The 24360-nt window shown below is 38.5% G+C and carries 20 protein-coding genes; 16 read left to right on the forward strand and 4 right to left on the reverse strand.

The annotated features are described in order from the left end of the window. Positions 1-106 precede the first annotated feature (106 nt). The 6 genes from murA (at position 107) to BM137_RS01710 (ending at position 5861) form a co-directional block, all read left to right on the forward strand. Positions 107-1420: a UDP-N-acetylglucosamine 1-carboxyvinyltransferase gene (murA, locus tag BM137_RS01685; RefSeq protein ID WP_092479411.1), complete on the forward strand. Its 1314-nt coding sequence runs from the start codon at positions 107-109 to the stop codon at positions 1418-1420. 294 nt (positions 1421-1714) lie between these two features. Then, a complete protein-coding gene (mreB, locus tag BM137_RS01690; RefSeq protein ID WP_092479412.1) occupies positions 1715-2707 on the forward strand; it encodes a rod shape-determining protein in 993 nt (330 codons plus the stop codon). Between the two features lie 95 nt (positions 2708-2802). Further along, positions 2803-3003 carry a DNA-directed RNA polymerase subunit beta gene (locus BM137_RS01695; protein WP_092479413.1) on the forward strand — a complete coding sequence of 67 codons (201 nt, stop codon included), beginning with the start codon at positions 2803-2805 and terminating at the stop codon, positions 3001-3003. 135 nt (positions 3004-3138) lie between these two features. Then, positions 3139-3519 carry a single-stranded DNA-binding protein gene (locus BM137_RS01700; protein WP_092479414.1) on the forward strand — a complete coding sequence of 127 codons (381 nt, stop codon included), beginning with the start codon at positions 3139-3141 and terminating at the stop codon, positions 3517-3519. Positions 3520-3670: 151 nt separating this feature from the next. Beyond that, positions 3671-4387: a response regulator transcription factor gene (locus BM137_RS01705; protein WP_092479415.1), complete on the forward strand. Its 717-nt coding sequence runs from the start codon at positions 3671-3673 to the stop codon at positions 4385-4387. A gap of 49 nt (positions 4388-4436) precedes the next feature. Further along, on the forward strand, positions 4437-5861 hold the full coding sequence (locus BM137_RS01710) for a sensor histidine kinase (protein ID WP_341849600.1): 1425 nt from the start codon (positions 4437-4439) through the stop codon (positions 5859-5861). Between the two features lie 114 nt (positions 5862-5975). On the opposite strand, the gene BM137_RS01715 is transcribed toward BM137_RS01710, so the two are convergent. Then, positions 5976-8135: an LTA synthase family protein gene (locus tag BM137_RS01715; RefSeq protein ID WP_092479416.1), complete on the reverse strand. Its 2160-nt coding sequence runs from the start codon at positions 8133-8135 to the stop codon at positions 5976-5978. Positions 8136-8459: 324 nt separating this feature from the next. On the opposite strand from BM137_RS01715, the gene BM137_RS01720 reads away from it, so the two are divergent. The 3 genes from BM137_RS01720 to ybaK all read left to right on the forward strand — a co-directional run bounded on the left by BM137_RS01720 (position 8460) and on the right by ybaK (position 10896). Beyond that, positions 8460-9116, forward strand: a complete 657-nt coding sequence (locus BM137_RS01720) for a VanZ family protein (protein ID WP_092479417.1) — start codon at positions 8460-8462, stop codon at positions 9114-9116. A 73-nt stretch (positions 9117-9189) separates the two neighbouring features. Continuing rightward, a complete protein-coding gene (locus BM137_RS01725; protein ID WP_092479418.1) occupies positions 9190-10368 on the forward strand; it encodes a class I SAM-dependent rRNA methyltransferase in 1179 nt (392 codons plus the stop codon). 21 nt (positions 10369-10389) lie between these two features. Further along, complete coding sequence (ybaK, locus tag BM137_RS01730) at positions 10390-10896, forward strand: Cys-tRNA(Pro) deacylase (RefSeq protein ID WP_092479419.1); 507 nt, start codon at positions 10390-10392, stop codon at positions 10894-10896. Positions 10897-10984: 88 nt separating this feature from the next. Here ybaK and BM137_RS01735 read toward each other — a convergent pair whose 3' ends face one another. From BM137_RS01735 to BM137_RS01745, 3 genes are all read right to left on the reverse strand, one after another. After that, positions 10985-11818: a metallophosphoesterase gene (locus tag BM137_RS01735; RefSeq protein WP_092479420.1), complete on the reverse strand. Its 834-nt coding sequence runs from the start codon at positions 11816-11818 to the stop codon at positions 10985-10987. A gap of 66 nt (positions 11819-11884) precedes the next feature. Continuing rightward, complete coding sequence (locus tag BM137_RS01740) at positions 11885-12451, reverse strand: 5' nucleotidase, NT5C type (protein ID WP_092479421.1); 567 nt, start codon at positions 12449-12451, stop codon at positions 11885-11887. 48 nt (positions 12452-12499) lie between these two features. Further along, positions 12500-13768: a BaiN/RdsA family NAD(P)/FAD-dependent oxidoreductase gene (locus tag BM137_RS01745; RefSeq protein ID WP_092479422.1), complete on the reverse strand. Its 1269-nt coding sequence runs from the start codon at positions 13766-13768 to the stop codon at positions 12500-12502. A 239-nt stretch (positions 13769-14007) separates the two neighbouring features. Between BM137_RS01745 and BM137_RS01750 the strand changes: the two genes are divergently transcribed. The 7 genes from BM137_RS01750 to BM137_RS01780 all read left to right on the forward strand — a co-directional run bounded on the left by BM137_RS01750 (position 14008) and on the right by BM137_RS01780 (position 24360). Next, positions 14008-15396: an APC family permease gene (locus BM137_RS01750; RefSeq protein WP_092479423.1), complete on the forward strand. Its 1389-nt coding sequence runs from the start codon at positions 14008-14010 to the stop codon at positions 15394-15396. A gap of 111 nt (positions 15397-15507) precedes the next feature. Beyond that, positions 15508-16209: an ABC transporter ATP-binding protein gene (locus BM137_RS01755; protein WP_092479424.1), complete on the forward strand. Its 702-nt coding sequence runs from the start codon at positions 15508-15510 to the stop codon at positions 16207-16209. 10 nt (positions 16210-16219) lie between these two features. Continuing rightward, positions 16220-19804, forward strand: coding sequence for an FtsX-like permease family protein (locus BM137_RS01760; RefSeq protein ID WP_092479425.1), 3585 nt, complete (start codon positions 16220-16222; stop codon positions 19802-19804). A gap of 172 nt (positions 19805-19976) precedes the next feature. Continuing rightward, positions 19977-20948: an aromatic acid exporter family protein gene (locus BM137_RS01765; RefSeq protein ID WP_092479426.1), complete on the forward strand. Its 972-nt coding sequence runs from the start codon at positions 19977-19979 to the stop codon at positions 20946-20948. A 312-nt stretch (positions 20949-21260) separates the two neighbouring features. Further along, positions 21261-22409, forward strand: a complete 1149-nt coding sequence (locus BM137_RS01770) for an ABC transporter substrate-binding protein (protein WP_092479427.1) — start codon at positions 21261-21263, stop codon at positions 22407-22409. Between the two features lie 98 nt (positions 22410-22507). Further along, complete coding sequence (locus tag BM137_RS01775) at positions 22508-23386, forward strand: branched-chain amino acid ABC transporter permease (RefSeq protein WP_092479428.1); 879 nt, start codon at positions 22508-22510, stop codon at positions 23384-23386. An 8-nt stretch (positions 23387-23394) separates the two neighbouring features. Then, positions 23395-24360 carry a branched-chain amino acid ABC transporter permease gene (locus BM137_RS01780; RefSeq protein ID WP_092479429.1) on the forward strand — a complete coding sequence of 322 codons (966 nt, stop codon included), beginning with the start codon at positions 23395-23397 and terminating at the stop codon, positions 24358-24360.

Raw genomic sequence — 24360 nt, forward strand, 5'->3', positions numbered from 1 at the left:
ACTGCTCATGCTATAATGCACAAAGTTGTTCGGATTGCATACGTTAGAGTATGCGGCATTTACAAAAATCCGGGAGTCAACTCACATTCGGAGGGATACGAAAAAAATGGAAAAAATTATTGTTCGAGGAGGCAAACGCCTCGAAGGTTCAGTTAAAGTAGAGGGCGCTAAAAACGCTGTGTTGCCTATATTAGCCGCTACTATTTTAGCGAGTGAAGGCCAAACTAAATTAACCAATGTTCCTATCTTATCAGACATTTTTACACTTAACCAAGTATTGACACACTTAAATTTAGATATTGAATTTAATCAAGATAAAAAAGAAATTTTATTAGACGCTACTAACCCGCTAAACTTTGAAGCTCCTTTTGAATACATGAGCAAAATGCGTGCATCTATTGTAGTGATGGGACCATTATTAGCTCGTTTAGGACATGCAAAAGTTGCTTTGCCAGGTGGCTGCGCAATTGGAACTCGTCCGATTGATTTACATTTAAAAGGTTTTGAAGCTATGGGAGCTAAAATCAATATCGAAAGCGGATATATCGAAGCTTTTGCAGACCAATTACATGGAGCTCATATTTACTTAGACTTTCCTAGTGTTGGTGCTACTCAAAACATTATGATGGCTGCTACTTTAGCAGAAGGGGAAACGACTATCGAAAACGTAGCTCGCGAACCTGAAATCGTTGATTTAGCGATTTTCTTAAATCGTATGGGAGCTAAAGTGCATGGTGCAGGTACAGAAACGATTCGTATAGAAGGTACTAAAAAACTTCGAGCTACATCGCACAGTATTATCCCTGACCGTATTGAAGCAGGTACATTCATGGTAGCTGCTGCATTAACAAATGGGGATGTATTCATCGAAGATGCGATTCCTGAACACAATAAACCATTGATCTCGAAATTAAGAGAAATGGGTGTGGATTTTGAATTGCACTCTAATGGAATGCGTGTTTTAGGACCAGCTGAATTAAAAGCTACAGATGTTAAAACCATGCCTCATCCTGGATTCCCAACAGACATGCAAGCTCAAATGACAGTAGCACAAGTTCATGCACAGGGCACCAGCATTATGAAAGAAACCGTGTTTGAAAACCGGTTCATGCATATGGAAGAATTGCGTCGTATGAACGCAGAATTCAAAGTCGATGGACAAACTTTGATCATTCAAGGACCTTCTTCACTACAAGGAGCAGAAGTATCTGCTACAGACTTAAGAGCAGCAGCAGCTTTAATTTTAGCTGGTCTAGTTTCAGAAGGTCATACTACAGTGACTCAGCTGGAACATTTAGATCGTGGTTACTATGAATTCCATAAAAAACTTCAACAACTTAATGCGGATGTTATTCGAGTGAATGATGATAGTTCAAGTGAAGCTATTGAAGAAGAATTTTCTAGTTTGCTGTCTAAATAAGTATTTGTTATTATTTTATAACACAATTGTTATCTATTGGTTTTTTGATAGAATAATAAAAAATAAACAACTGTTATTTTGAATGATGATTAGGAGTGAAAATCCCGCTATGAGACAAGTTTCTCATAATGGGATTTTTGTTTTGTGTCCCCAAAAAAGCAACATTTATTACATTTTTAATAAATTTTAAAACGCCTTTTCCTATTGATTTGTTTTGTGCTATAATTTGTAAGATGGTTATGATTTTATGATTTTTGGCATAGCTGATAATAGCCTGAGAGGAGAACGAAACAAATGGCTAAAGATATTGGAATAGATTTAGGTACGGCCAACGTGTTGATTCACGTAAAAGGAAAAGGGATCGTTTTAAATGAACCTTCTGTTGTTGCTATTGATGTAGCAACTAAAAAAGTATTAGCAGTTGGGGAAGAAGCATACTTAATGGTGGGACGTACTCCGGGTAACATCCGAGCAATTCGCCCATTAGAAGGTGGAGTCATAGCTGATTTTGACACAACTGAAGCGATGTTGACTCATTTTATTGATAAGTTGAACGTTAAAGGCTTCTTATCTAAACCGAATATTTTGATATGCTGTCCAACAAATATCACTGCTATCGAGCAGAAAGCAATCATTGAAGCAGCTGAAAAAAGCGGCGGAAAAAATGTCTACTTAGAGGAAGAACCTAAAGTAGCTGCTATTGGTGCTGGAATGGATATCTTCCAACCGAGCGGTAATATGGTTATTGATATTGGTGGCGGAACGAGTGATATAGCCGTTTTATCTATGGGCGGAATCGTAACAAGCCGTTCATTAAAAGTAGCTGGTGACACGTTAGATAATGAAATCATCCAATACGTAAAGAAAACACACAAATTATTGATCGGTGAGCGTACTGCTGAAACGATCAAAAAAGATATCGGTACTGTATTTAAAGGACGCCGTGAAGATTCAATGGAAGTTCGTGGACGTGATATGGTAACTGGTTTACCAAGAACGATCACAATTACTTCAAATGAAGTTCAAGTAGCTACTGCTGATTCAATGATGCAAATCGTTGAAATCGCAAAAGTTGTACTAGAACAAACTCCTCCAGAATTGTCTGCAGATATCATTGATCGCGGAATTATTTTAACAGGTGGTGGAGCATTATTAGATGGGATAGAGCAGTTATTTACAGAACAATTAAAAGTTCCTGTATTTACCGCTGAACATCCTCTAGATTCTGTTGCATTAGGAACTGGAATTTTATTAGAAAATATTACGAAAAAGAAACGCAGAATATAGACCTTTCTTTACCTGTTGATTATGTTCTGTATCCTGCTCTGATGTTGGATAGAATTTTTTGATATCAGATAGTACTATTACAAAGAGGTGTAGCAATGACTAAGAAAAAAGTGTTGATGGATATGTTATGGTTTGTTTTGAAAATTATGCTTGTCATTGTTTTGGTATTGATTGCCTTTATTGTAGGAGCAATGGTAGGGTACGGAGTATTAGGAGACGGAGAGCCGGCTGGTGTTTTTGATCCGGCAATTTGGGAAAATATTTTCAGCTACTTTAAAACTCCAGTAATAAAATAAAAAAAAGCTGATCGAAAAAGATCTTTTATCGCCTTCATTTGAAGAGGTAAGAGGTCTTTTTTTTGTGTGAAAATAAAGAAAGCAGCGTTTTTTTACATATATTATACTGTCACTAAAATTATAGGAGGGGTAAAGATGAATCAAGTCAATGTAATTGGACGATTGGTTAGGGATATAGAGTTAAAAGATTTGGGAGAAGGAAAACAAGTGATGAATAATACCGTAGCTGTTTCTACAAATTTCAAAAAAGAGGGCGGACAAGATACAGATTTTATACCTATTGTAGCCTGGAATAAAACAGCTGCATTAATGCACCAATACTGTAAGAAAGGCAGCTTGATCGGATTATCCGGCAGAATACAATCAAGATCTTATGTGAACAAAGAGAATGAAACGGTTTATGTGGTAGAGATGGTCGTAAATACGGTAAACTTTTTATCCAGCAAACCGAAAGAAGAAACGCAGTCTTCTATTCCAGCGTTGTCTTCTGCAGCTGGTACAATACCTGCTCAATAAATAGCTGAATGATTAAAAAAAGCGGTTGGAAATTTTCCAGTCGTTTTTTTAATGGATCAAATGCTAGTTTAGATGATACGGTTGCTTCTTTAGAAGTAGATGAGAATAGGGTATAATAGAGAGAAAAAAAGTAAAAAGGAGAGTAGGTACTTTGAAAATTTTGATGATTGAAGACAATCCATCTGTCGGAGAAATGATGGATATGTTTTTTCAAAAAGAGAATTGGGAAGCGGTCTTTATACAAGACGGAAAAGAAGGTCTCGAAAGGTTTTTAAAAGAACAAGACCAATGGGACCTGGTCATCCTTGATTTGAATTTACCCAGTATGGATGGGATGCAAATATGCCGTGAAATTCGCACAGTTTCTGCTTCGGTACCTATTATCATGCTGACGGCTAAAGATACTGAAAGTGATCAGGTAATCGGTCTGGAGATGGGCGCAGATGATTATGTAACAAAACCATTTAGTCCCTTGACTATGATTGCTCGGATCAAAGCTTTGCACAGAAGAGCTGATTTGAATGCAGAAGAGCCTAAGAAAAGGATTGATTCTTCGTTTGATATTGAGACGACTTACTTAAAAATCAATAAAAAAACTCGCGAAGCTTTTTTATACGGACAACCGCTTGAAGGGCTTACACCTAAAGAATTTGAACTGTTGTACACAATGGCAAAAAGTCCTAAACAAGTCTTTTCAAGAGAACAATTATTGTCGCTTGTATGGGATTACGAGTATTTCGGAGATGAACGTACGGTAGATGCCCATATTAAGAAATTGCGCCAAAAAATCGATAGAAATGGTCCTCAAGTCATCCAAACCGTCTGGGGGGTAGGATACAAATTTGATGATTCAGAAGTTGAGAGATAAGACAAATCGGACTATAAAACGGAATCCGTTTAGGAGGTCAGTTTGATTCATGAGAATGAAATATTTTTACCAACAAATGCTGGCCTTTTTTGCTGTAATGACTACTTTGTTGATCATTATGACGATCGTGTTTCTAGAATTCACACGTAATTCTACTTATCGAGATACGGAAGAAATGTTGTTTGGCTATGCAGAAGCGTTGATAGATGGAGATTTAGATGAAGAACAATTAGAAAATACTCAATTTGTTCTGCACAATCAAGAAGTAGTGATCACGGTTTTTGATAATAGGAATGAAATGGTTTATCCGAATACTTCTATACCTTATTCAAGCGGAATCTCGAATCAAAATTTTGCCCAATTGAAAAATGGAGAGAAGATCACTTTAAGTTTTCAAGACAAAGACTTCTTCGGTAACCAACTGGAGATTGCATTAGTATACATGCCGTTTTTCTCCAAGAGTGATGGAACGTTTTCCGGGTTTATCGGAATCAGCTCTCCAATCAGCGGTATTGAAGAGAACTTAAGAGAAATGCGGAGCAATTTGTTCACGGCATTTTTAGTGTCTGCTTTGGGTGCCATTTTAATGGGGCTGTTTTTTGCTCGGTATCAAGTTGGACGAATCAATCGTTTAAGGAGTGCCACTCATCAAGTAGCTAAAGGGGACTTTGATATTCATTTGGACAGTGACGATAGAGATGAGATCGATGATTTGGCTAATGACTTCAATAGCATGACTCAGTCTCTAAGGGCCTCTCAAGAAGAAATAGAGCGTCAAGAAGAGCGAAGAAGACAATTCATGGCTGATGCTGCTCATGAGATGAGAACGCCTCTAACCACTATAAATGGCTTATTAGAAGGATTGGAACATGACATGATTCCTGAGAATCAGAAGAAGAGAAGCGTACAGTTGATGAGAGACGAAACAAGACGTCTGATTCGTTTGGTGAATGAAAATCTAGACTACGAAAAAATACGGTCTAACCAGATTCGATTAACGAAAAGAACGTTCAATGCCCATGACGCCGTTCGCTCTCTCGTGGAGCCTTTAAAAGGAAAAGCAGATGCTTCAAATAATCAAATCCAAGTCGCATGTCCTGAAGACTTAGAAGTATATGCTGATTATGATCGGTTTATCCAAATTCTTTACAATCTGGTTCAAAATGCGATTCAATTTACAACGGATGGTGTGATTACGATTGCAGCGGAACAAGAGACTGAAGGAAGCAAGTTCATTGTGACGGATACAGGAATTGGGATGACAAAAGAGCAAGCAAGAAACATTTGGGAACGATACTATAAAGCCGATGTCTCAAGAATGAGCACCAAATATGGAGAGTCTGGTTTAGGATTGGCTATCGTCCAACAGTTGGTTCAACTACATGGAGGGAAGATTACGGTGGAGAGCACATTAGGAGAAGGAAGTACTTTTACGATCTTTTTCCCTTCAGAACAGAGTGGAAAGAGCAACTAGTTTCTCAAGCAGTAATGAATACATGTCAGGTATTAGAGCGAATGACAAAAAAATCCCCGATCAGTAGAGGAATGAAATTCCTGTATACTGATCGGGGATTTTTTGAATTGTTTTTTACTCTGCAGTTGTCTCTTCTGTATCAGGAGTGTCTGCAGGTTCTTCTGACAGACCATCTTCTGATTCAGGTGCAAGCTCTGGAGCGTTTGTTTTGTACAAAGGAACAGTCGATTCGTTGCCGTTTAAATGATACAAACTAGTAGAATCTTCTCCTAATTGTTCATTTAATTTTTGAAGACGTTCCAGTTGATTCATATAACTGTAATCAGCAACGTCGTCTTCCAGCAATCCTTCAGGAGTATAGAAACGAAGCAAGTCGCTTTGAAGAATACTGTCTGAAGTACTTAATTGCATGGAAATCTGTTCTTTTAGAGTTTCCACTTCTGATAATACTTCTTGTGAAGGTTCCAGGATCTCTTCACCTGTTTTAGTGTCATAAATCACAGAACCGTCTACCGTATACTTAGGAGTAACGATGTCTCCATTTCTAAATGCGACAGTCTGGTCATGTTCTGGAGAGAACATGTCAGTTCCCATCAATACATAATCTTTTGTATCGATACCCAACAAATGCAATAAAGTCGGCAACATATCGATTTGTGCGCTGTACGTCTCTGATATTTGACCTTTTCCTGTACCAGGAATGTGGTAAATAGCAGGAACGCGCTGCATCATCGAATCATCATAGCCAGTCCATTCTTCTGGGTTTTCACCTAGTAAAGGAGCTAATGATTTGTTCCGTGCATTCGAGATGCCATAATGGTCTCCATATAACACGATAATAGAATTGTCATACAGACCAGATTCTTTTAAATAGTTGAAGAATTCTTCAACGGCTTCATCCAAATAGTGAGCAGTTACGAAATAATTGTCAATCGTGTTATCTCCCGTTGTAGCTGCTGGGAAATCAACATTCGGCTCATCCAACGGATAAGGGAAGTGATTAGAAACTGTGATAAATTTACTATAGAAAGGTTGCGGCAATTGTTCTAAATATTGAATAGACTCTTGGAAAAAGACTTTATCTTTCATGCCGTATTCTAGTCGGTTTTCTTCTGTGAAAGTATAGTATTCATCATCGAAGAAATAATCGATGCCCATTGATTTGTACGTATCATCTCGGTTCCAGAATGATCCAACGTTCCCATGGAACATAGCAGAAGTATAATCTGCTTCTGAGCGTAAAATTTGAGAAGCGGATTGGAAAGTATTAGTCGATCCATATTGAGTAAATGCTCCACCTTGAGGGGAACCGTACAATGAATTTTCTAAAATCATTTCGGAATCAGCTGTTTTACCTTGTCCTACTTGATGGAAGAAGTTTTCAAAACTGTAGCTGTCTTCGTTATCGAACAAGCTGTTGATGAATGGGGTAACTTCGTGAAGCTCACCATTTTCATCTTCTAATTGATAATCGATCAAGAATTGTTGGAAGCTTTCTAAATGGATATAAATCACATTTCTGTCTTCAGCGATACCAAACATTTCACTATTCGGTTCCCCGTAATGCTCATTGACATAGTTCAACACAGTGTCCATATCCGATTCATCGGCACTAGCTTTGATTTGATTGGATTGAGCAGTTTGATAACCGTCAAAAGCGGTGAAAAAGTTGATTCCTAAATATTTGACAATGTAGTTCCGGTCAAAGGTACGCAATAACAATTGTGGACGGTCGCTTTCTGCTAAGGCTAAGTTACCAGCGAACAACGTTACACCTAGAGTCGTCATAGCTACCGCATATCTTTTCATCATAGGACGCTTATCCAACGTAATGCCGTTTTTCTTGCTGAATGCAAGATAAAGCAACCCGAGGAAGTCAGCCCAGTAAAGTAAATCTTGCGGACGTAAGAGAGCAAATGCGCTGGCGCCTATACCGTTAGAGACTTTTCCAGCTCCCAACATAGTAGTAATGGTCAGGAAATCGCTGAATTCACGGTAGTATAAGACGTTTGCGTACAGCAGCACACTTGTCAGAAAGTAAACAACAAATAATGCTCCGTAAGCTTTTTTCGGTTTGGTAAAATAAAGCGCAAAAGAGAATAAAAGGACTGTAGTTGCAATTGGATTAATCAATAAAATGAACTCCTGCATCAGTCCTGTTACACCTAATTCAAATTCAATTTGATAAACTAGATAGGTTTTTAACCAAAATAAAATAACAGCAAAAGAAAAAAAGCCGAGTCGTTTAGACAGTAATGGTTTTAATTTTGACACGATGTTGCCTCCTCTATGAAAATGCAGGCGATTAAAATAAACATTTTCAAAAAAAATGATTCACTTAACATTTTAATCTTCTATAAGTATATCTTCCTGTATCAACAAACATTTTACAATTAATACATATTATAGTCAATTAAAAGTAGAAAAGTTAAGACTTTAGTAGTATGATAAATCTTTTAGGGTGAAGGATCGAAAGCAAATGTTAAGAATCAGTAAAAATTTAATAATGAAGACAAGATTAAAGAGACTAGAATAGACTTAATACAAATTCTGATTTAAGATATAATGATCTTTAGAGTAAAGGAGGCTTCTGGCGAAGTGATTTTTTTAGAAGAGATATTTAATATGACAGAAGCCTTATTGGGTGAAGGGCTCAATCACTTCTTCTTGATTGAGTTGATTTTTTTTAGTTTGGATCGTTCCTTACTGTATTTTTTGGTCTGGCTGGTTTTTAGATGGTCCTATCTGAAGATCCGGAAAAACCGATGGCCTGTTAAAAATAAACGACGTGAATGGATACTAAACAGTTTTGTGTTTTATATCCTATTGCTGATTCATCTAACGGTATTCAGGGGTGGTACGTCACTATCATCTATTGAGTTGCACATCCAGCCATTGAGCGTCATCAATTGGGTTCCTCTAGTGGAAACCATCAAATTAACCAACGGGATTTCCATGTTTTCTTACTATTATAATCTGTATGGAAACATTTTGTGGTTTGTTCCTATGGGTTTCGGTTCAGCTTATCTGCTGAAAGAGAAACATTCCTTTTTACGCACGTTGTCGATCGGTTTTTTAGTATCGTTATCGATCGAGGTGCTGCAGTATCTGTTGGATACCGGTATACCAGATATTGATGATTTGATTTTTAATACACTGGGAACCATACTAGGCATCTGGTGTTTTCACTTTATCCACTGGATCAGAGCCAAAAGAAACAAAAAACAAGATAAATTAGTCAGCAAAAAAGAATAGACATGAACGAATAAAAGAAGAATAGTGAGCTATACTAAAAAGTGAAGCATATTAAACGAAATGAGGTTTAGAAGTGAAAAAAATACCATTAAAACAAAAGGCGACTCAACGTGTACTAAAAGGTTACCCTTTATTAGTCAAAGAAGATTTTGTCCAGCCATTAAATGAAAAAGAAGGTTCTTTGGTCGAATTAACGGATGAACAAAACCACTTTGTAGCAACAGCTTATTTAGCGGAGCAAAATAAAGGTGCAGGGTGGGTATTGAGTTTGAACCCTAACGAAGTGATCACAGAGTCCTTTTATGAACGTTTGTTTATGCAAGCAGCAGACATCAGAGAGCATTTGAAAGCCGATGAAACAACTACGGCTTATCGCTTCTTTAATGGAGAAGGAGATGGACTTGGCGGATTGACCATTGATGCATATGAAGACTACTATGTGTTTTCTTGGTATAGTCAAGGGATTTACGAGCATCAAAAGAGTATTCTTAGAGCCTTTGAAAATACGGTAACAGACGCAAAAGGCATCTACCAAAAATTCCGATACAAACGCTCAGACGACATCGTTTCTGAATTTGTTTCCGGAACGCCTGCACCAGAACCGTTGATCATCCAAGAAAATGGTGTGAAATATGCGGTTTATCTAGATGATGGCTTGATGACAGGAATATTTTTAGATCAACGCCATGTACGCAGAAGTCTTATGGAAAATTACTCAGCAGGCAGAAGTGTATTGAATACATTTAGTTATACGGGTGCTTTTTCTGTTGCAGCTGCACTGGGCGGCGCAGTGGAAACGGTGAGCGTGGATCTGGCAAAACGCAGCTTGCCGAAAACGGAAGAGCAATTTGCAGTAAACGGGTTACCTACAGACCAGCATAAAATTCGCGTGATGGATGTTTTTGATTACTTCAAATACGCTGTTCGAAAGAATCTATTGTTTGATACAGTGGTCGTTGATCCACCAAGTTTTGCCCGTTCGAAGAAAAGAACGTTCAGCGTGGCGAAGAATTACACTGCTCTTTTAGAAGATGTGATCGACATTACGCAAAGCGGCGGTACGATCATTGCGTCTACCAATTCGGCTGCTGTTTCTGCGACGCGTTTTGAAACGTTTATTCGAGAAGCTTTTGAAAACAAAGGACTGCGTTACAGAATTATGGAAACCCACACTTTACCAGAAGATTTCCATGTCAATCCGAATTTTAAAGAGGGCAATTACTTAAAAGTGTACATCGTTCAAAAAGGCTAAAAAAGAGAAAGAAGTTTTTAAATGGCTAAAAAAACAAAAGTACAAAAAACAAATGCAATCAGATTACTAGAGAAAAACAACCTTTCTTTTGCTGTCCATACGTTCCCTTGGAGTGAAGATCACTTAGGAGCGAAAGAAGCGATGGAAAAATTGACGGTTCCAAAAGAACACATCTTTAAAACATTGGTCACTACGGGGGATAAAACAGGTATCGTTATCGCAGTTATTCCTGGCGAAGGTGAGTTGGATTTGAAAGCTTTGGCAAAGGTCAGCGGCAATAAGCACATAGAACTGTTGCCAATAACTGAGCTGTTTGCGGCTACAGGATATGTTCGTGGAGGTTGTTCTCCTATTGGAATGAAAAAAGAGTATCCGACTTATTTTTCAAATACAGCTGAGAAGATGGACAGCATAATCGTTTCAGCGGGCAAAAGAGGCATGCAAGTGGAACTATCTCCCTTGGACCTTAAACTGGTGACGCATGGTGAATTTGCAGAGATTGAGTCAAAGAAAAAAAGTCATGGGTAAACAAAAAGGCGTTGCTGGATCAAAGTCCAGCAACGCCTTTTTAGTCTTTTGATTAGAAAAGCAGCCGCTTTATTTGCTGAACTAATCTTTATTGGTTGGTTAAGGTAATGACGATGAAATGAGGTTTATTATTGATACGTAAAGGAAAAAGACTGTTTCCGATCCCGCGGCTGACGACCAGTTTTTGGTCTGCATTTTGAGAGCTGGAATAGACACCAGAAGTATATTTCGGGAAAAATCCTTGTCCTGGAGCAAATAAGCCGCCGATAAAAGGGAGTCGAATTTGACCCCCGTGAGCATGTCCGCTAAAGGTCACGTCAGGCTGAATATCAGGGTTGTCTGTGGTATAAGACGGGAAAAATTCTGGATGATGGGCCAATAAAAGAACCGGTAATTCTCTGATATCTTCTGAAAGAGGGATCATGGAAGTCTGGTTCCCGTCTTTTACTCCCATAATGGCAACTTTTTCTCCTGATAGGGTGGCGATGTGTATGTCGTTTTCCAATAGTACAGCCCCGTTTTCCGTCATAATATCATTCCATTGGTCTAATTGGCGGCTGGAAGTTTCATGATTTCCAGAAACTGAATACGTAGGAGCTATTTGAGATAAACTCTGGATCAATTCGGCTAGAGGGACATCTTCAATAGAGGCCGTGCGATCGATTAAATCACCCGTAAGAAAAATAACATCTGGGTCTGCTTTTTGTGTTTCTTTAATAAGGTGATCAGGATCGATTCGATTTTTAGGGAAATGGATATCTGATAGATGGACGATTTTTAACTGATCTAGATTGTCTGGAAGGTCAGGCAACCGGATAGTTAATTCGTCTACATCTAATGAGCGGTTTTCATTATATCCATGAACCAGCAGCATAATGAAAATCAGACATAAAAAGATAAAGCCCCATAGAAATTTTTTCATTTTTTAAAACCTCCTGCCTGATTGAATGAGGATGAAAAGGTTAGTTGAGAAAAAGAATCCTAATCATCAAGATTGAGATTCAGAACGGTCTTCAAGTCTGTCAGCATCCATGAAATAATTTCGTACGTCCATCCAATGATAGACTCGTTCATAGGCACACTGTTCTTGGTTCAACGAGTTGGTAAACAACAAGCCTGTACCTGTGAAACGATTTAATTGACGAATAGAATCATCAATAAGGTAGTCAGCATGTATGACGCTTTTTTCACCGCAAAAAACAAACCGTTGAGGGTCTAAAAAGTCAAAATGCTCCAACAGCCATTCGTATTTTGCTTGGAATGTATTGGGTACGTCCATAGCAGCTGTTGCGATGTATAAATCATAGTGATCATTTAATTCCCGTAAAACACGCTGTGCATCTTTCATAACAGGAATGCGGCGAAAAAATTCATAGGTGTTGATTAGGGGATAGAGTTCTTTTATGACCGTTACGATATCAAAATCAGGGTTTTCGGCCATGTAGTCTTCTATAGAATCAAATTCGACTTGATATTCTTTTTTATACAACTCGATAAAACTAACTTCCATATCTGCAAGTACTTGATCCATATCAATGGCAATACGTTTTCTCATAAAAAGTTCTTCCTTTCATAGTACTTGCTCCAACAATCTAGCTGCAGTTTACTGCTCAAGTGCCGCTAATGCAGCATGCTGACCCGCGATTCGTCCAGTAATAAAAGCACCAGTGATGTTATAGCCTCCAGTATAACCGTTGTAATCCAGAAATTCGCCACTGAAGTATAATCCTTTGGTTAATTTGCTTTCCATTGTTTTAGGATTTACTTCTTTAGTACTGACACCACCGCCTGTAACAAAAGCCTTCTCAATAGGAAGAGTGCCGTTTGCTTCTAAGCGGAAATCCTTCAAATACAAGCAAATATCCTCCAACTGTTGCGCGGTCAATTGCTTCATAGGAGTACTTTCATCGATGTTTAAACGGTTTAGACCAAACAATAAATAGCGTTCAGGCACCAAACCTTTTAATGCATTTTTCACGGCTTTACCACCATCGTCTTTTTGCAATTTCTGCAACTGTTGTGTTAAGTCATGGGCTGTGAATTGAGGCAGAGCATCAATTGAGACCGAAACAGAGTCGGTCTTATCCCGTTTCATTGTTTGATGGACAAACATTGAACAGCGAAGAACAGCCGGACCGGATATCCCAAAGTGAGTGAAAATCATATCCATTTGGTGGGAAATGACTTTTTTACCTTTTTTGTTTAAGACGCTCAAGTTGATATCGCGTAAAGAAAGGCCTTGTAAGGTACGATCTTGGATAAACTTTTCGTCAGAAGTAATCGGAGATTCAGTTGGGTATAGTTCTTTGATCGTATGCCCAGCTTTTTTCGCCCATTTGTACCCATCACCTGTTGAACCGGTACGAGGCATGGCTTTTCCACCGACAGATAAAACGACACAAGGCGCAGTTAAGGTGCGTCCGTCTTTTAATTGAACACCTTTGACTTCGCCATTTTCATACAATACCGTTTCTACAGGAGCATCTGTATACACTTTTATCTCCAAACGGTCCATAATCGTGATCAATGTTTCTAAAATCGTTCTAGATTTATCGGTTGTAGGGAACATTCTTCCATGGTCTTCTTCTTTTAAAGCTACGCCATTTGAACGGAAGAAATCCATGATGTCGTAGTTGTCATATTGAGCAAATGCGCTATACAAAAAGCGTCCATTTCCTGGGATATGAGCAATGATTTCTTCTTTATCTCGGTTATTGGTCACGTTGCAGCGCCCATTTCCGGTAACCAACAATTTTCTTCCGAGGGTTTTGTTTTTTTCGACTAAAATGACATCAGCGCCATTCTCGGCAGCAGAAATAGCCGCCATCATACCGCTGGTTCCTCCGCCGACTACAATTACTTTAGCATCCATTTATTTCGTTAACTCCTTAATTTCGTGGTTTATCAGTGTTTTTTAGTAGTATTACTTTACCACATTTTACTCAATATAAACTAGCCTATTCAATAAACCAGTTGAATCTGTGAGAATAAAGGCAACAAATTAAAGAAAACATGAGAAAACAGTAGGAAAGATTTTATTTTTGTGTTCTTATTGTTAATATGTAAGGTATTACTTTGATAAAGAAATTAAGATAGAGTAGGCGGATGAAAATGAGTTATTTTAGAAAACTTCCTGTAACGATCGGGGAAGAAAGAAAGTCAGGGTTAGCAAAAGAGTTAAAAACAATGGATTTGATTTTATTAGGATTAGGAGCCATTGTAGGGACTGGTATTTTTGTAATTACAGGAACAGCCAGCGCCACAACTGCAGGACCAGCATTGATCTTATCTTTTATTATTGCAGCTTTTTCTTGTGCATTGAGTGCGCTGTGTTTTGCTGAGTTTGCTTCAAGAATGCCAGTATCAGGAGGAGCTTATTCTTATGGATACGCGATCTTCGGGGAAGTGATTGGTTGGATCGTAGGCTGGTTGATGTTGTGTCAGTATTTATTGGCCTGTGCGTCCGTAGCTTCAGGATGGTCTGGTTATTTGAACGGATTTTTAGATGGTCTTGGAATAGGATTGCCTCAAGCCTTTCGTGCGTCTTACGATTTGGCTAACCGGACATATGTGGACTTGATCGCTGTCGTTATCACATTATTGGTTTCCTATTTAGTCATGCAAGGAGCTAAAAAAGCTTTACGTTTAAACAGTGTTATGGTGTATGTGAAGTTTGGTCTGATTGCTTTATTCTTGATCGTAGGTGTTTTTTACGTAAAACCTGCTAATTGGACGCCTTTTGCTCCATTTGGAATGAGCGGGATCATTGAAGGAGCAGCAATTGTATTTTTTGCTTTCCTTGGTTTTGATGCAGTGAGTACAGCTGCTGAAGAAACGAAAGATCCACAGAAAAGCATGCCCAGAGCAATCATTGGTTCTTTAGGTATTGCTACGGTGTTGTATATATTAGTAACATTGGTGCTGACAGGAGTAGTGCCAGTAGCACATTTGGACGTACGTGATCCGGTTTCGTTTGCAATGCGGTTTATTGGACAAGATTTTGTAGCAGGGATCATTTCAATCGGAGCCATCTTAACGTTATTAACGGTGTTGATCTCTATGATGTATGGATTAGGACGCTTGATTTTTGCGATCAGTAGAGATGGTCTGTTGCCTAAACCATTGAGTAAGATAGATGAAAAAAGCCATACACCTAAAAATGCTACAATCGTAGCGGGCGTTGTGACTGCTATTTTATCTGGTGTCATTCCTTTAGGTAAATTAGCTGAGTTGACAAACATTGTAACGCTAATGGTCTTTGTGATTATGGCAGCAGGTATCATCAAATTGAGAAAAGATCATGGAGAACCTAAAAAAGGTGAATTCCGTGTACCATTGGTTCCTGTATTGCCGATATTATCTATATTGGTGTGTGTTTACTTGATGATCCAATTGTCAGGGATGATTTGGTTGTTATTTGTGATTTGGACAGTTCTTGGTTTAGGAATTTACATGGTCTATGGTTATTCTCATAGTAAAATGAATAATAAAAACCGCTAAAAGATTCCTTTCAAATGATAAGCGAACATAGTTCTTAAATGATTGATTTTTTGATACACTAATAAGCATGCAACAAACACAAAAAATTATGATGTAGAGAGAGTGGAGAAAATGGCATTTGTTAAAATAAAAGATGAATACAAACGCTATAAAATGGGGGAAACGATCGTCGCTGCGAACGATGGAGTTTCATTTGAAATTGAAGAAGGTGATTTCGCTGTCATTGTAGGTCCAAGTGGTGCGGGGAAGACAACCGTTTTGAATATTTTAGGCGGAATGGATACGGCTGATGAAGGTTTAGTGGAAATTGATGGTATCGATATTTCTGATTTCGACAGTAAACAATTGATTCGTTACCGTAGAGAATCAATTGGCTTTGTGTTTCAGTCGTATAACTTAGTGCCCAACTTAACGGCAAAAGAAAATGTCGAGTTAGCTTCAGAAATCTCAGTCAATGCTTTAGATCCGGAGAAAGTTCTCCAAGAAGTAGGGCTAGGGCACAGAATGAACAATTTCCCTGCTCAATTGTCTGGTGGAGAACAACAACGGGTAGCAATCGCAAGGGCATTAGCGAAACAACCGAAATTGCTGCTTTGTGATGAGCCGACTGGTGCATTAGATTATGAGACGGGAAAACAAGTATTGAAGTTATTGAAAGACACTTGTGAAAACTACGGAACAACAGTCATAGTGATTACTCACAATCAAGCCATCACCCCGATTGCTGACCGTACGATTGAAATCAATAATGCAAAAGTACGAAAAGTCACCCTTAACCCTAACCCTAAATCTGTATCAGAAATAGAATGGTAGAGGTGAGACTTTGAAGAAGAAAGCATTGTGGAAAGATATATTTCGAGAAATTTCTAAATCAAAGATGAGATTTCTATCCATCTTTTTGATTATTTTACTTGGTGTAGCATTTTATTCTGGAATCAAAGCCACTAGTCCTGACATGATCGATACAGCAGATACTTACTATAGAAAACAAGACTTAATGGACGTAAAAGTTTTGTCGACGTACGGTTTAACAGAAGAGGATATTCAGTTGTTGGAACAAATGGAAGGAAACTCTGTTGAAGCTGCTTATACACAAGATGTCATTTTAGAAGAAACAGATTTGACCACAAAAGTAGTCAGTTTGCCAAATGATCAAAAAAATGACTTGAACAAACCGTTGATCGTTGAAGGAAGACTGCCTGAAAAATCGGGTGAGATTGCTTTAGACGCGAGAAGCGCGTACGCAGAAGAATACGCGATTGGAGAAACGGTTACTTTCAAGACAGATGATAATGCTGTTGATTTAGAAGACTCCTTTACGGGATTGTTATACGAAGTCGTGGGATTTGTGAATTCGCCTCAGTTTATTGAAAATAATGCCAGAGGAAATACGTCTATCGGGGCTGGGACATTAGATGGCTTTGCGTTTATACCAGAAAAAGATTTCACGTTAGACGTGTATACGGAAGCCTATTTGACTTTTGCGAACGTCAAAGATTCTCAATCGTATTCAAGTGAATACGAATCTCAAATTGAGGACAATCAAACAGCAGTAGAAGAACTGTTAAAAGATCGTCCCGAAGAGCGCAGAGATGAGATTACCCAGCGGATTCAAGATGAAATTGATAAAGGGCAAGCTGAAATCGATGATGGGTTAAAAGAAATAGAAGAAGGAAAACAAGCTTTAGAGGATGCAGAAGCAGAATTGGCAAATGCTCGAGCTGAATTAGATGAAGGTTGGCAAGAGTATGAGAATGGTATAGAAACGTTTGAAACAGAAATTGCCGATGGACAAGCTACGATTGATCAGAAAAGACAAGAACTTGAAAATGCACGTATAGAGATTATCGATGGAAAAGCAGAACTTGAGGTTGCCCAAGAGGAATTAGATGAATCTAGAGCTATGTTGGAACAAGAAAGAGCAAATGCTGAAACACAAGTAGCCAACAGTACAGCAGCTATCCAAAATGCTCAAGAAACCATTGTTGTTCCGATAAATTCAATTCCTGCACAGCAGCAAAATACTTTACTTAGTGGAGCACAAGCTATCAGTCCTGAAATGACTGGCTTAATAAGAGGATACTTTGATGGAACTGTTCCTGCCCAGACTGTATTAGATGCTGTCAATGAAGTAGAAGCAGCTTCTGCTGAAGATGAATCCTCAGAAAATCGTGAGAGTTTGGCAGAATGGATCACACTCGCACGTTCTGTTGTTCAAATACCAGGTATGAGTGTGTCATTGAATACACAAGTCCAAGTGGTCGAACAACTGCGAACGATGGATGTGCAACTAGGCGATTTGATGAGTCAGTATTACGATGGAGCAGTACCGCCAAACAATACGATTGAAGCTTTAAGTTCAGCAGAATCCCGTGTAAATGCTATTGATCAACAATTGGATGCTTACGAAGCTGAGTTGAATGCCGGACAAAATCAAATCAACCAGCAAAGAGCTGAACTAGAAGCAGCGGAAACAGAAATCGCTAATGGTCAAGCTGCTCTTGAAGAAGCACAAAATCAACTGTATCAAGAAACAGAAAATAGGCAAGCAGAATTAGAGGAAGCTCGTTTAGAACTAGAACAAGGTGAAGAAGAATACGAAGACGGCCTGGAAGAGTTTGAAACTGAAAAATCAGATGCAGAAACAGAAATTGCAGATGCAGAAACAGAAATCGCTAAGGGTCAAAGAGAATTGGATAAAGCAAAAGCTGAACTGGAAGATATCACTTTACCGGAATATTATGTTTTAGATCGAACAACTAATCCAGGATACGCTGAATTTAAAGACAATGCAGAACGTATTGCCTCTATTGCACAAGTATTTCCAGTGTTTTTCTTCTTGATAGCAGCACTGGTTTCCTTGACCACTTTAACGAGAATGGTAGATGAACAACGTACACAAATTGGGACTTTAAAAGCTTTAGGATACACAAACTGGGATATTTCTAAGAAATTCTTAGTTTACGCTACACTGGCTAGTTTATCAGGAGCAATGATAGGGTTGATTATTGGGTTCCATTTGTTCCCGACGATCATCATTAATGCCTATGGATCCCTATATAACCTTTCAGAGGTCCAAATCAGTTATTATCCGCAAGACATGGCGATTTCCTTGCTCATTGCTTTCTTGTGTACTAGTGTAACGGCGTTCGTAGCTGTTCGAGTATCCTTACAAAGCAACGCAGCAGAATTGATGCGGCCAAAAGCACCAAAAGTTGGGAAACGGATCTTATTGGAACGAGTTCCTTTCATTTGGGACAGATTTGCGTTTACCCAAAAGATTACTGCACGAAACCTTTTCCGCTACAAGCGAAGAATGTTTATGACGGTCGCCGGTATCGCAGGATGTACGGCTTTGCTGTTGACTGGGTTTGGTTTATCAGATTCCATTTCCGATGTGGGCGGTTTGCAGTACGGAAAAATCAATCAATACGATGGAATCATCGCTTTAGACACAGATGCTGAAGAGATAGAAAAAGAAGAATACACTCAATTGATTGCCGAAACTCCAGAAATCACTTCGACATTGAATGTGTATCAAGAAATTTACCAAGCAGAAGAATCAGGTGTGAATCCACAAGATGTCACTCTGTTTGTTCCTGAATCTACTGATCAATTGGCGGATTTCGTACGATTGAATGATCGCTCTTCTGGAGAAGAATATGAATTAAGCAATGATGGAGCCATTATCAGTGAAAAATTAGCAGATTTATTTGATCTTCAAGTGGGAGATACCCTTTTACTGGAAGATGCAGATAATGAACAAATAGAAGTGACCGTTGACCAGATCACAGAAAACTACTTGCAGCATTTTGTTTATCTGACTCCTGAATATTATGAAACAGTAGTAGGAGAACTACCGGAAGCTACTACACAGTTAGTGAACTTCAACGAATCTGCAAGTTGGGAGAATGATTTTGGTCAAGAATTGACTCAATTGGATGCTGTTCTGGGAGTAACGTTTACGAGCGTTATTAGTAACTCTTTTAAAGACACATTAGAGAGTTTAGTGATCGTAACACTTGTATTAGTCGTTTCAGCAGCTTTACTAGCTTTTGTCGTGTTGTACAATTTGACCAACATAAATGTATCTGAAAGGATTAGGGAATTGTCGACTATTAAGGTGCTTGGTTTTTATGACAAAGAAGTCACAATGTATGTTTACCGGGAAAACTTCTTGTTGACCTTAATGGGAATCGTTGTAGGACTCGTTTTAGGATTGATTTTACATGGGTTTGTATTGAATACAGCAGAATTGGACATTATGATGTTCAGCCCAGTGATTGCAGTCTCCAGTTACATTTATTCCGCATTGTTGACCATACTCTTCTCCACACTCGTTATGGTGTTTATGCATGTCAAATTGAAAAACGTCGACATGTTGGAAGCTTTAAAAACAATCGAATAAAACAGACATTAATCAGCTTCTTGAGAACTAAAAAAGTGTTGATCGTATTTTGCGATCAGCGCTTTTTTGATTTCTCCCCTAGACTCTTCTGACTACAGCTCACTTCTTTGCTATAATAAATTAAGAAGAGACTGCTGAAAATGGCGGAAATATACAGAAAGGAGGGGATCGTTTGTCGCTTAGTTTGCGGACCCTAAAAATAGCACTTTCAACAGTAGCCGCTATTTTTATTGCGGACTTATTTCATTTGGAGTCAAGCATCTCGGCAGGGATTATTGCTATCTTGAGTGTTTTAGATACTCGTAAAACATCTTTGGAAATAGCCGTTCAACGTGTGGTTTCAACAATATTGGCTTTAGGAATAGCTGCTGTATTATTTAATGTACTGGGTTTTTCTACAGCAGTATTTGGATTATATTTATTGTTCTATGTTCCTAGTGCGTATAAACTAAACGTTCAGTCGGGTATTGCGCCTTGTTCAGTCTTGGTGACTCATTTGCTGCTGGCAGAAAGTACTGCGCTTGGATTGCTGTTTAATGGATTAAGCTTGATGCTGATAGGAGCAGGTATGGCCTTGATAGTGAATTTATATATGCCTTCTCAAGAGAATAAAATCGCAGATATCAGAACTCAAGTCGAAGAACAAATGAAGGTGATTTTATTTCAATTTGATCACTTTTTACAAAATGGAATCGAAGAGGAAATCTCAGACAAAGACTTGGTTCAGTTGAACCATTTGTTGGAACAAGGCATTCGATTGTCTCGCGCAGAAGCTGAAAATCGATTTATCGATCAATCGTATTATCATTTTCGCTACTTTGAAATGAGAAAGAGTCAAGCAAGAATCTTGGAGCAAATGCAATGGAATTTGAAGCAAATTTCAATTCCGCTTCAACAAAGCAGAATTTTAGCTGGAATGTACTATTTAACAGCTGAAACCTTGCATGAGTACAACCCGGGAATCAATTTATTGGAAGAAATCGATCAGTTAACAGATGTATTCAGAGAAAGCGATTTGCCTGAAACCAGGGAAGAGTTCGAAAAAAGAGCAGTCCTCTTTCAACTATTGAATGACTTTGAACGTTTCATTCAAATAAAGAAAGATTTTTATGACGAATACAGTAAAGAATGGTTTGCATTATAAATGGATTTAGAAAACGAATGAACAATAGACGTTTTTGATTAATAATCTCTTATTAATCAAAAACGTCTTTTTGCTTTACTTCGTCAACTAGCTGAAATGACGAAATCAAGATTCTTATTGTTGTATTTAACCAAACTGACAACTTTTGATAAAAACCTTTTGTTATAAGGAAAAAATGTATTGATTAAATATTCTGAATATTCTATACTAAGAAACATCATTACTTTTCTTATTTGATTTTAATTTTATGCTTAACGATAAAGTTGCTGAATAAGAAGTTAGAAATAAAAGGGATAATGGGGGAATGAATAAATGAAAAAGACATTACTATTAGGGGTAGCAGCTTTATCTTTATTTGCAGCAGGATGTGGTGCAGGAAGTGGAGCAGGAGATGAAGATACGATCCAGCTTGGCGCGATGTTTGAAAAAACAGGTCCTGTATCAGCTTATGGAACAGCCGAATCTAATGGAGTAAAGTTAGCCATTAAAGAAATCAATGAAGCTGGCGGTATCTTAGACAAACAAATTGAATTAACAGAATACGATACAAAATCAGATAACGTGGAAGCAACCAGTATTGCAACGCGGTTAGCTACTGAAGACAATGTTGTAGCTATCGTTGGACCTGCTACTTCTGGTGCTGTTCAAGCAGCGACACAACCGATTACTAGAGCAGAAGTGCCGTTGATCACGCCATCCGGTACAGCAGATAACCTGACACTAACAGAATCAGGAGATGTACAGCCATTTGTATTTAGAACTTCTTTCCAAGATTCTTTCCAAGGAGTAGCATTAGCGAACTTTGCTATGGACAGCCTAGGAGCAAAAAAAGCGGTTATTATTGGTGACAGTTCAAGTGATTACGCTGTGGGATTAACGAATGCTTTTAAAGATACTTATGAAGGCGAAATCGTTGCAGAAGAGTACTTTACTCAAGACGACACAGATTTCAGCGCTATTTTGACAAAAATCCAAAATCAAGACTTTGATTTTATCTATCTTCCTGCTTATTATGAGCAAGCAGGTTTAATTTTGAAACAAGCTCGTGAAATGGGGCTGGATCAGCCAGTACTAGGCGGGGACGGATTTAGCAACCAAGCTTTATTGGATTTAGCAGGAACAGAAAATGTATCAGATGTTTACTACTCTGCTCATTTCTCATTAGAAAATGAAGACGAACAAGTACAAACGTTTATTGACAACTATACAGCAGAATACGATACAGCACCTGATGCTTTTTCAGCTCTAGCGTATGATGCAGTATACTTGGTTGCTCAAGCTATTGAAGACGGCGGAGAAGCAACACCTGAAGCTATCACTGATGCACTTGAAAGCATTACGGATTTTGATGGGGTAACTGGAACATTCTCTATCGATGAAAATCACAACCCTGTAAAATCTACGTTGATCATTGAATTGCAAGATGGTAAAGAAACAAGTACACAAGAAATTCAACCTTAACAAAAGATAAATAAAAGGTGCAAAGCAGTTGCTAACTTTGCACTTTTTATTTTTTATAAAATAAGGCAAAAAAATAGAAGTAAAAAGAGAGGTATCCTATGGAAACATTTTTTCAACAAATGATAAATGGACTATCGTTGGGTAGTATTTATGCTTTGATTGCTCTAGGTTATACAATGGTTTATGGAATTATAAAATTGATTAATTTTGCTCACGGGGACATTTATATGGTTGGAGCGTTTATCGGATACACCATGATTCATTCTTTTGGAATGGGATTTTTCCCTGCTCTTCTTACAGCAATGGCATTAAGTGCACTCTTAGGCGTTTTAATTGAGCGCATTGCTTATAAACCCTTACGTCATGCTACTCGAATAGCCGTTTTAATCACAGCTATCGGCGTCTCTTATCTATTGCAAAACGGGATGCTTTATTTCTATGGTGCAGAGGTACGCTCGTTCCCACAAGTCGTCGACAATACACTTTTTGAAGTCGCAGGGTTGCAAGTGAGTCGGATCCAATTGTTGATATTTGCGACAACACTTGTTTTGATGGTCTTGTTGCAGTTCATCGTTCAAAAGACGAAAATGGGGAAAGCTATGAGAGCGGTAAGTACCGATTCATCAGCAGCTCAATTGATGGGGATCAATGTCGACAACGTCATCTCTTTTACTTTTTTCTTAGGCTCGGCTTTAGCAGGAGCAGCAGGAGTATTAGTAGGCTTGTACTACAACACGATTGATCCAATGATGGGGGTAGCTCCTGGTCTTAAAGCCTTTGTAGCTGCAGTTCTAGGAGGAATAGGCTTCATTCCTGGTGCGGTACTTGGCGGTTTTACTATAGGGATAGTAGAAACTTTGGTCAGTGCTTATGGAAACTCCATGATTCGTGATGCAGTAGTATATGGGATCTTGATCCTTATTTTAATTATTCGTCCTGCCGGCATCTTAGGAAAACATGTTAAAGAGAAAGTGTAGGTGACAAAATGAAATTAATAAACAAAACAACGATTGGATGGTTGGTAGTGGCTATAGCAGGATTTTTAGTGCTGCAACTAGCGGTGACTACGGGAATCATCAGTGCCTATTATGAAATCACTTTAGTAACGATTCTAATCAATATTATACTGGCTGTCGGATTGAACCTGATTATTGGATTCTCTGGTCAGTTTTCACTGGGCCATGCTGGTTTTATGGCTATTGGAGCTTATACAGCAGGAATCATCACGAAATATTTCCCGACTTATACCGGTTTATTTCTTGGTATTTTGGCGGGTGTTATCTTGACCAGTATAGTGGCATTGATTGTTGGGATCCCAACATTACGACTAAAAGGAGACTATTTGGCGATTGCTACGTTAGGGGTAGCAGAAATCATTCGAATTGTTATCGTAAATATGCAATCTGTCACTAATGGAGCTGCCGGGTTGAGCGGTATTCCTTATCTGTCTAAATGGCCACTGATTTATGTATTTACGGTATTGACGATTTTACTCGTTGCCAATTACACACAAAGCAGCCCAGGTCGTGCAACGATTGCTATTAGAGAAGACGAAATTGCTGCTGAGTCTATGGGGGTCAATACGACTAAGTACAAGACGATTGCTTTTATCTTAGGTGCAGCGACTGCAGCCATTGGCGGAGCTTTACACGCTTCATACTTTAGCGTTATCCGTCCAGGAGACTTTACCTTTAATAAATCAGTAGATGTATTGATCATTGTGGTTTTCGGCGGTATCGGAAGCATAACCGGTTCTGTTGTAGCGGCAATTTTGCTTGGTTTCTTGAACGTGTTTCTACAACCTTTTGGGGCTTTGCGGATGATCATTTATGCACTAGCGTTAATTGGGATCATGATTTTTAAACCTTCAGGATTGCTGGGCAATAAAGAATTCACTGTATCAGGACTGCTGCGTTTGTTCAATCGCAAATCTGCGCAAGGGGAGGGATAA

It is taken from the genome of Desemzia incerta, from assembly GCF_900115825.1.
Classification (GTDB): Bacteria; Bacillota; Bacilli; order Lactobacillales; family Carnobacteriaceae; genus Desemzia; species Desemzia incerta.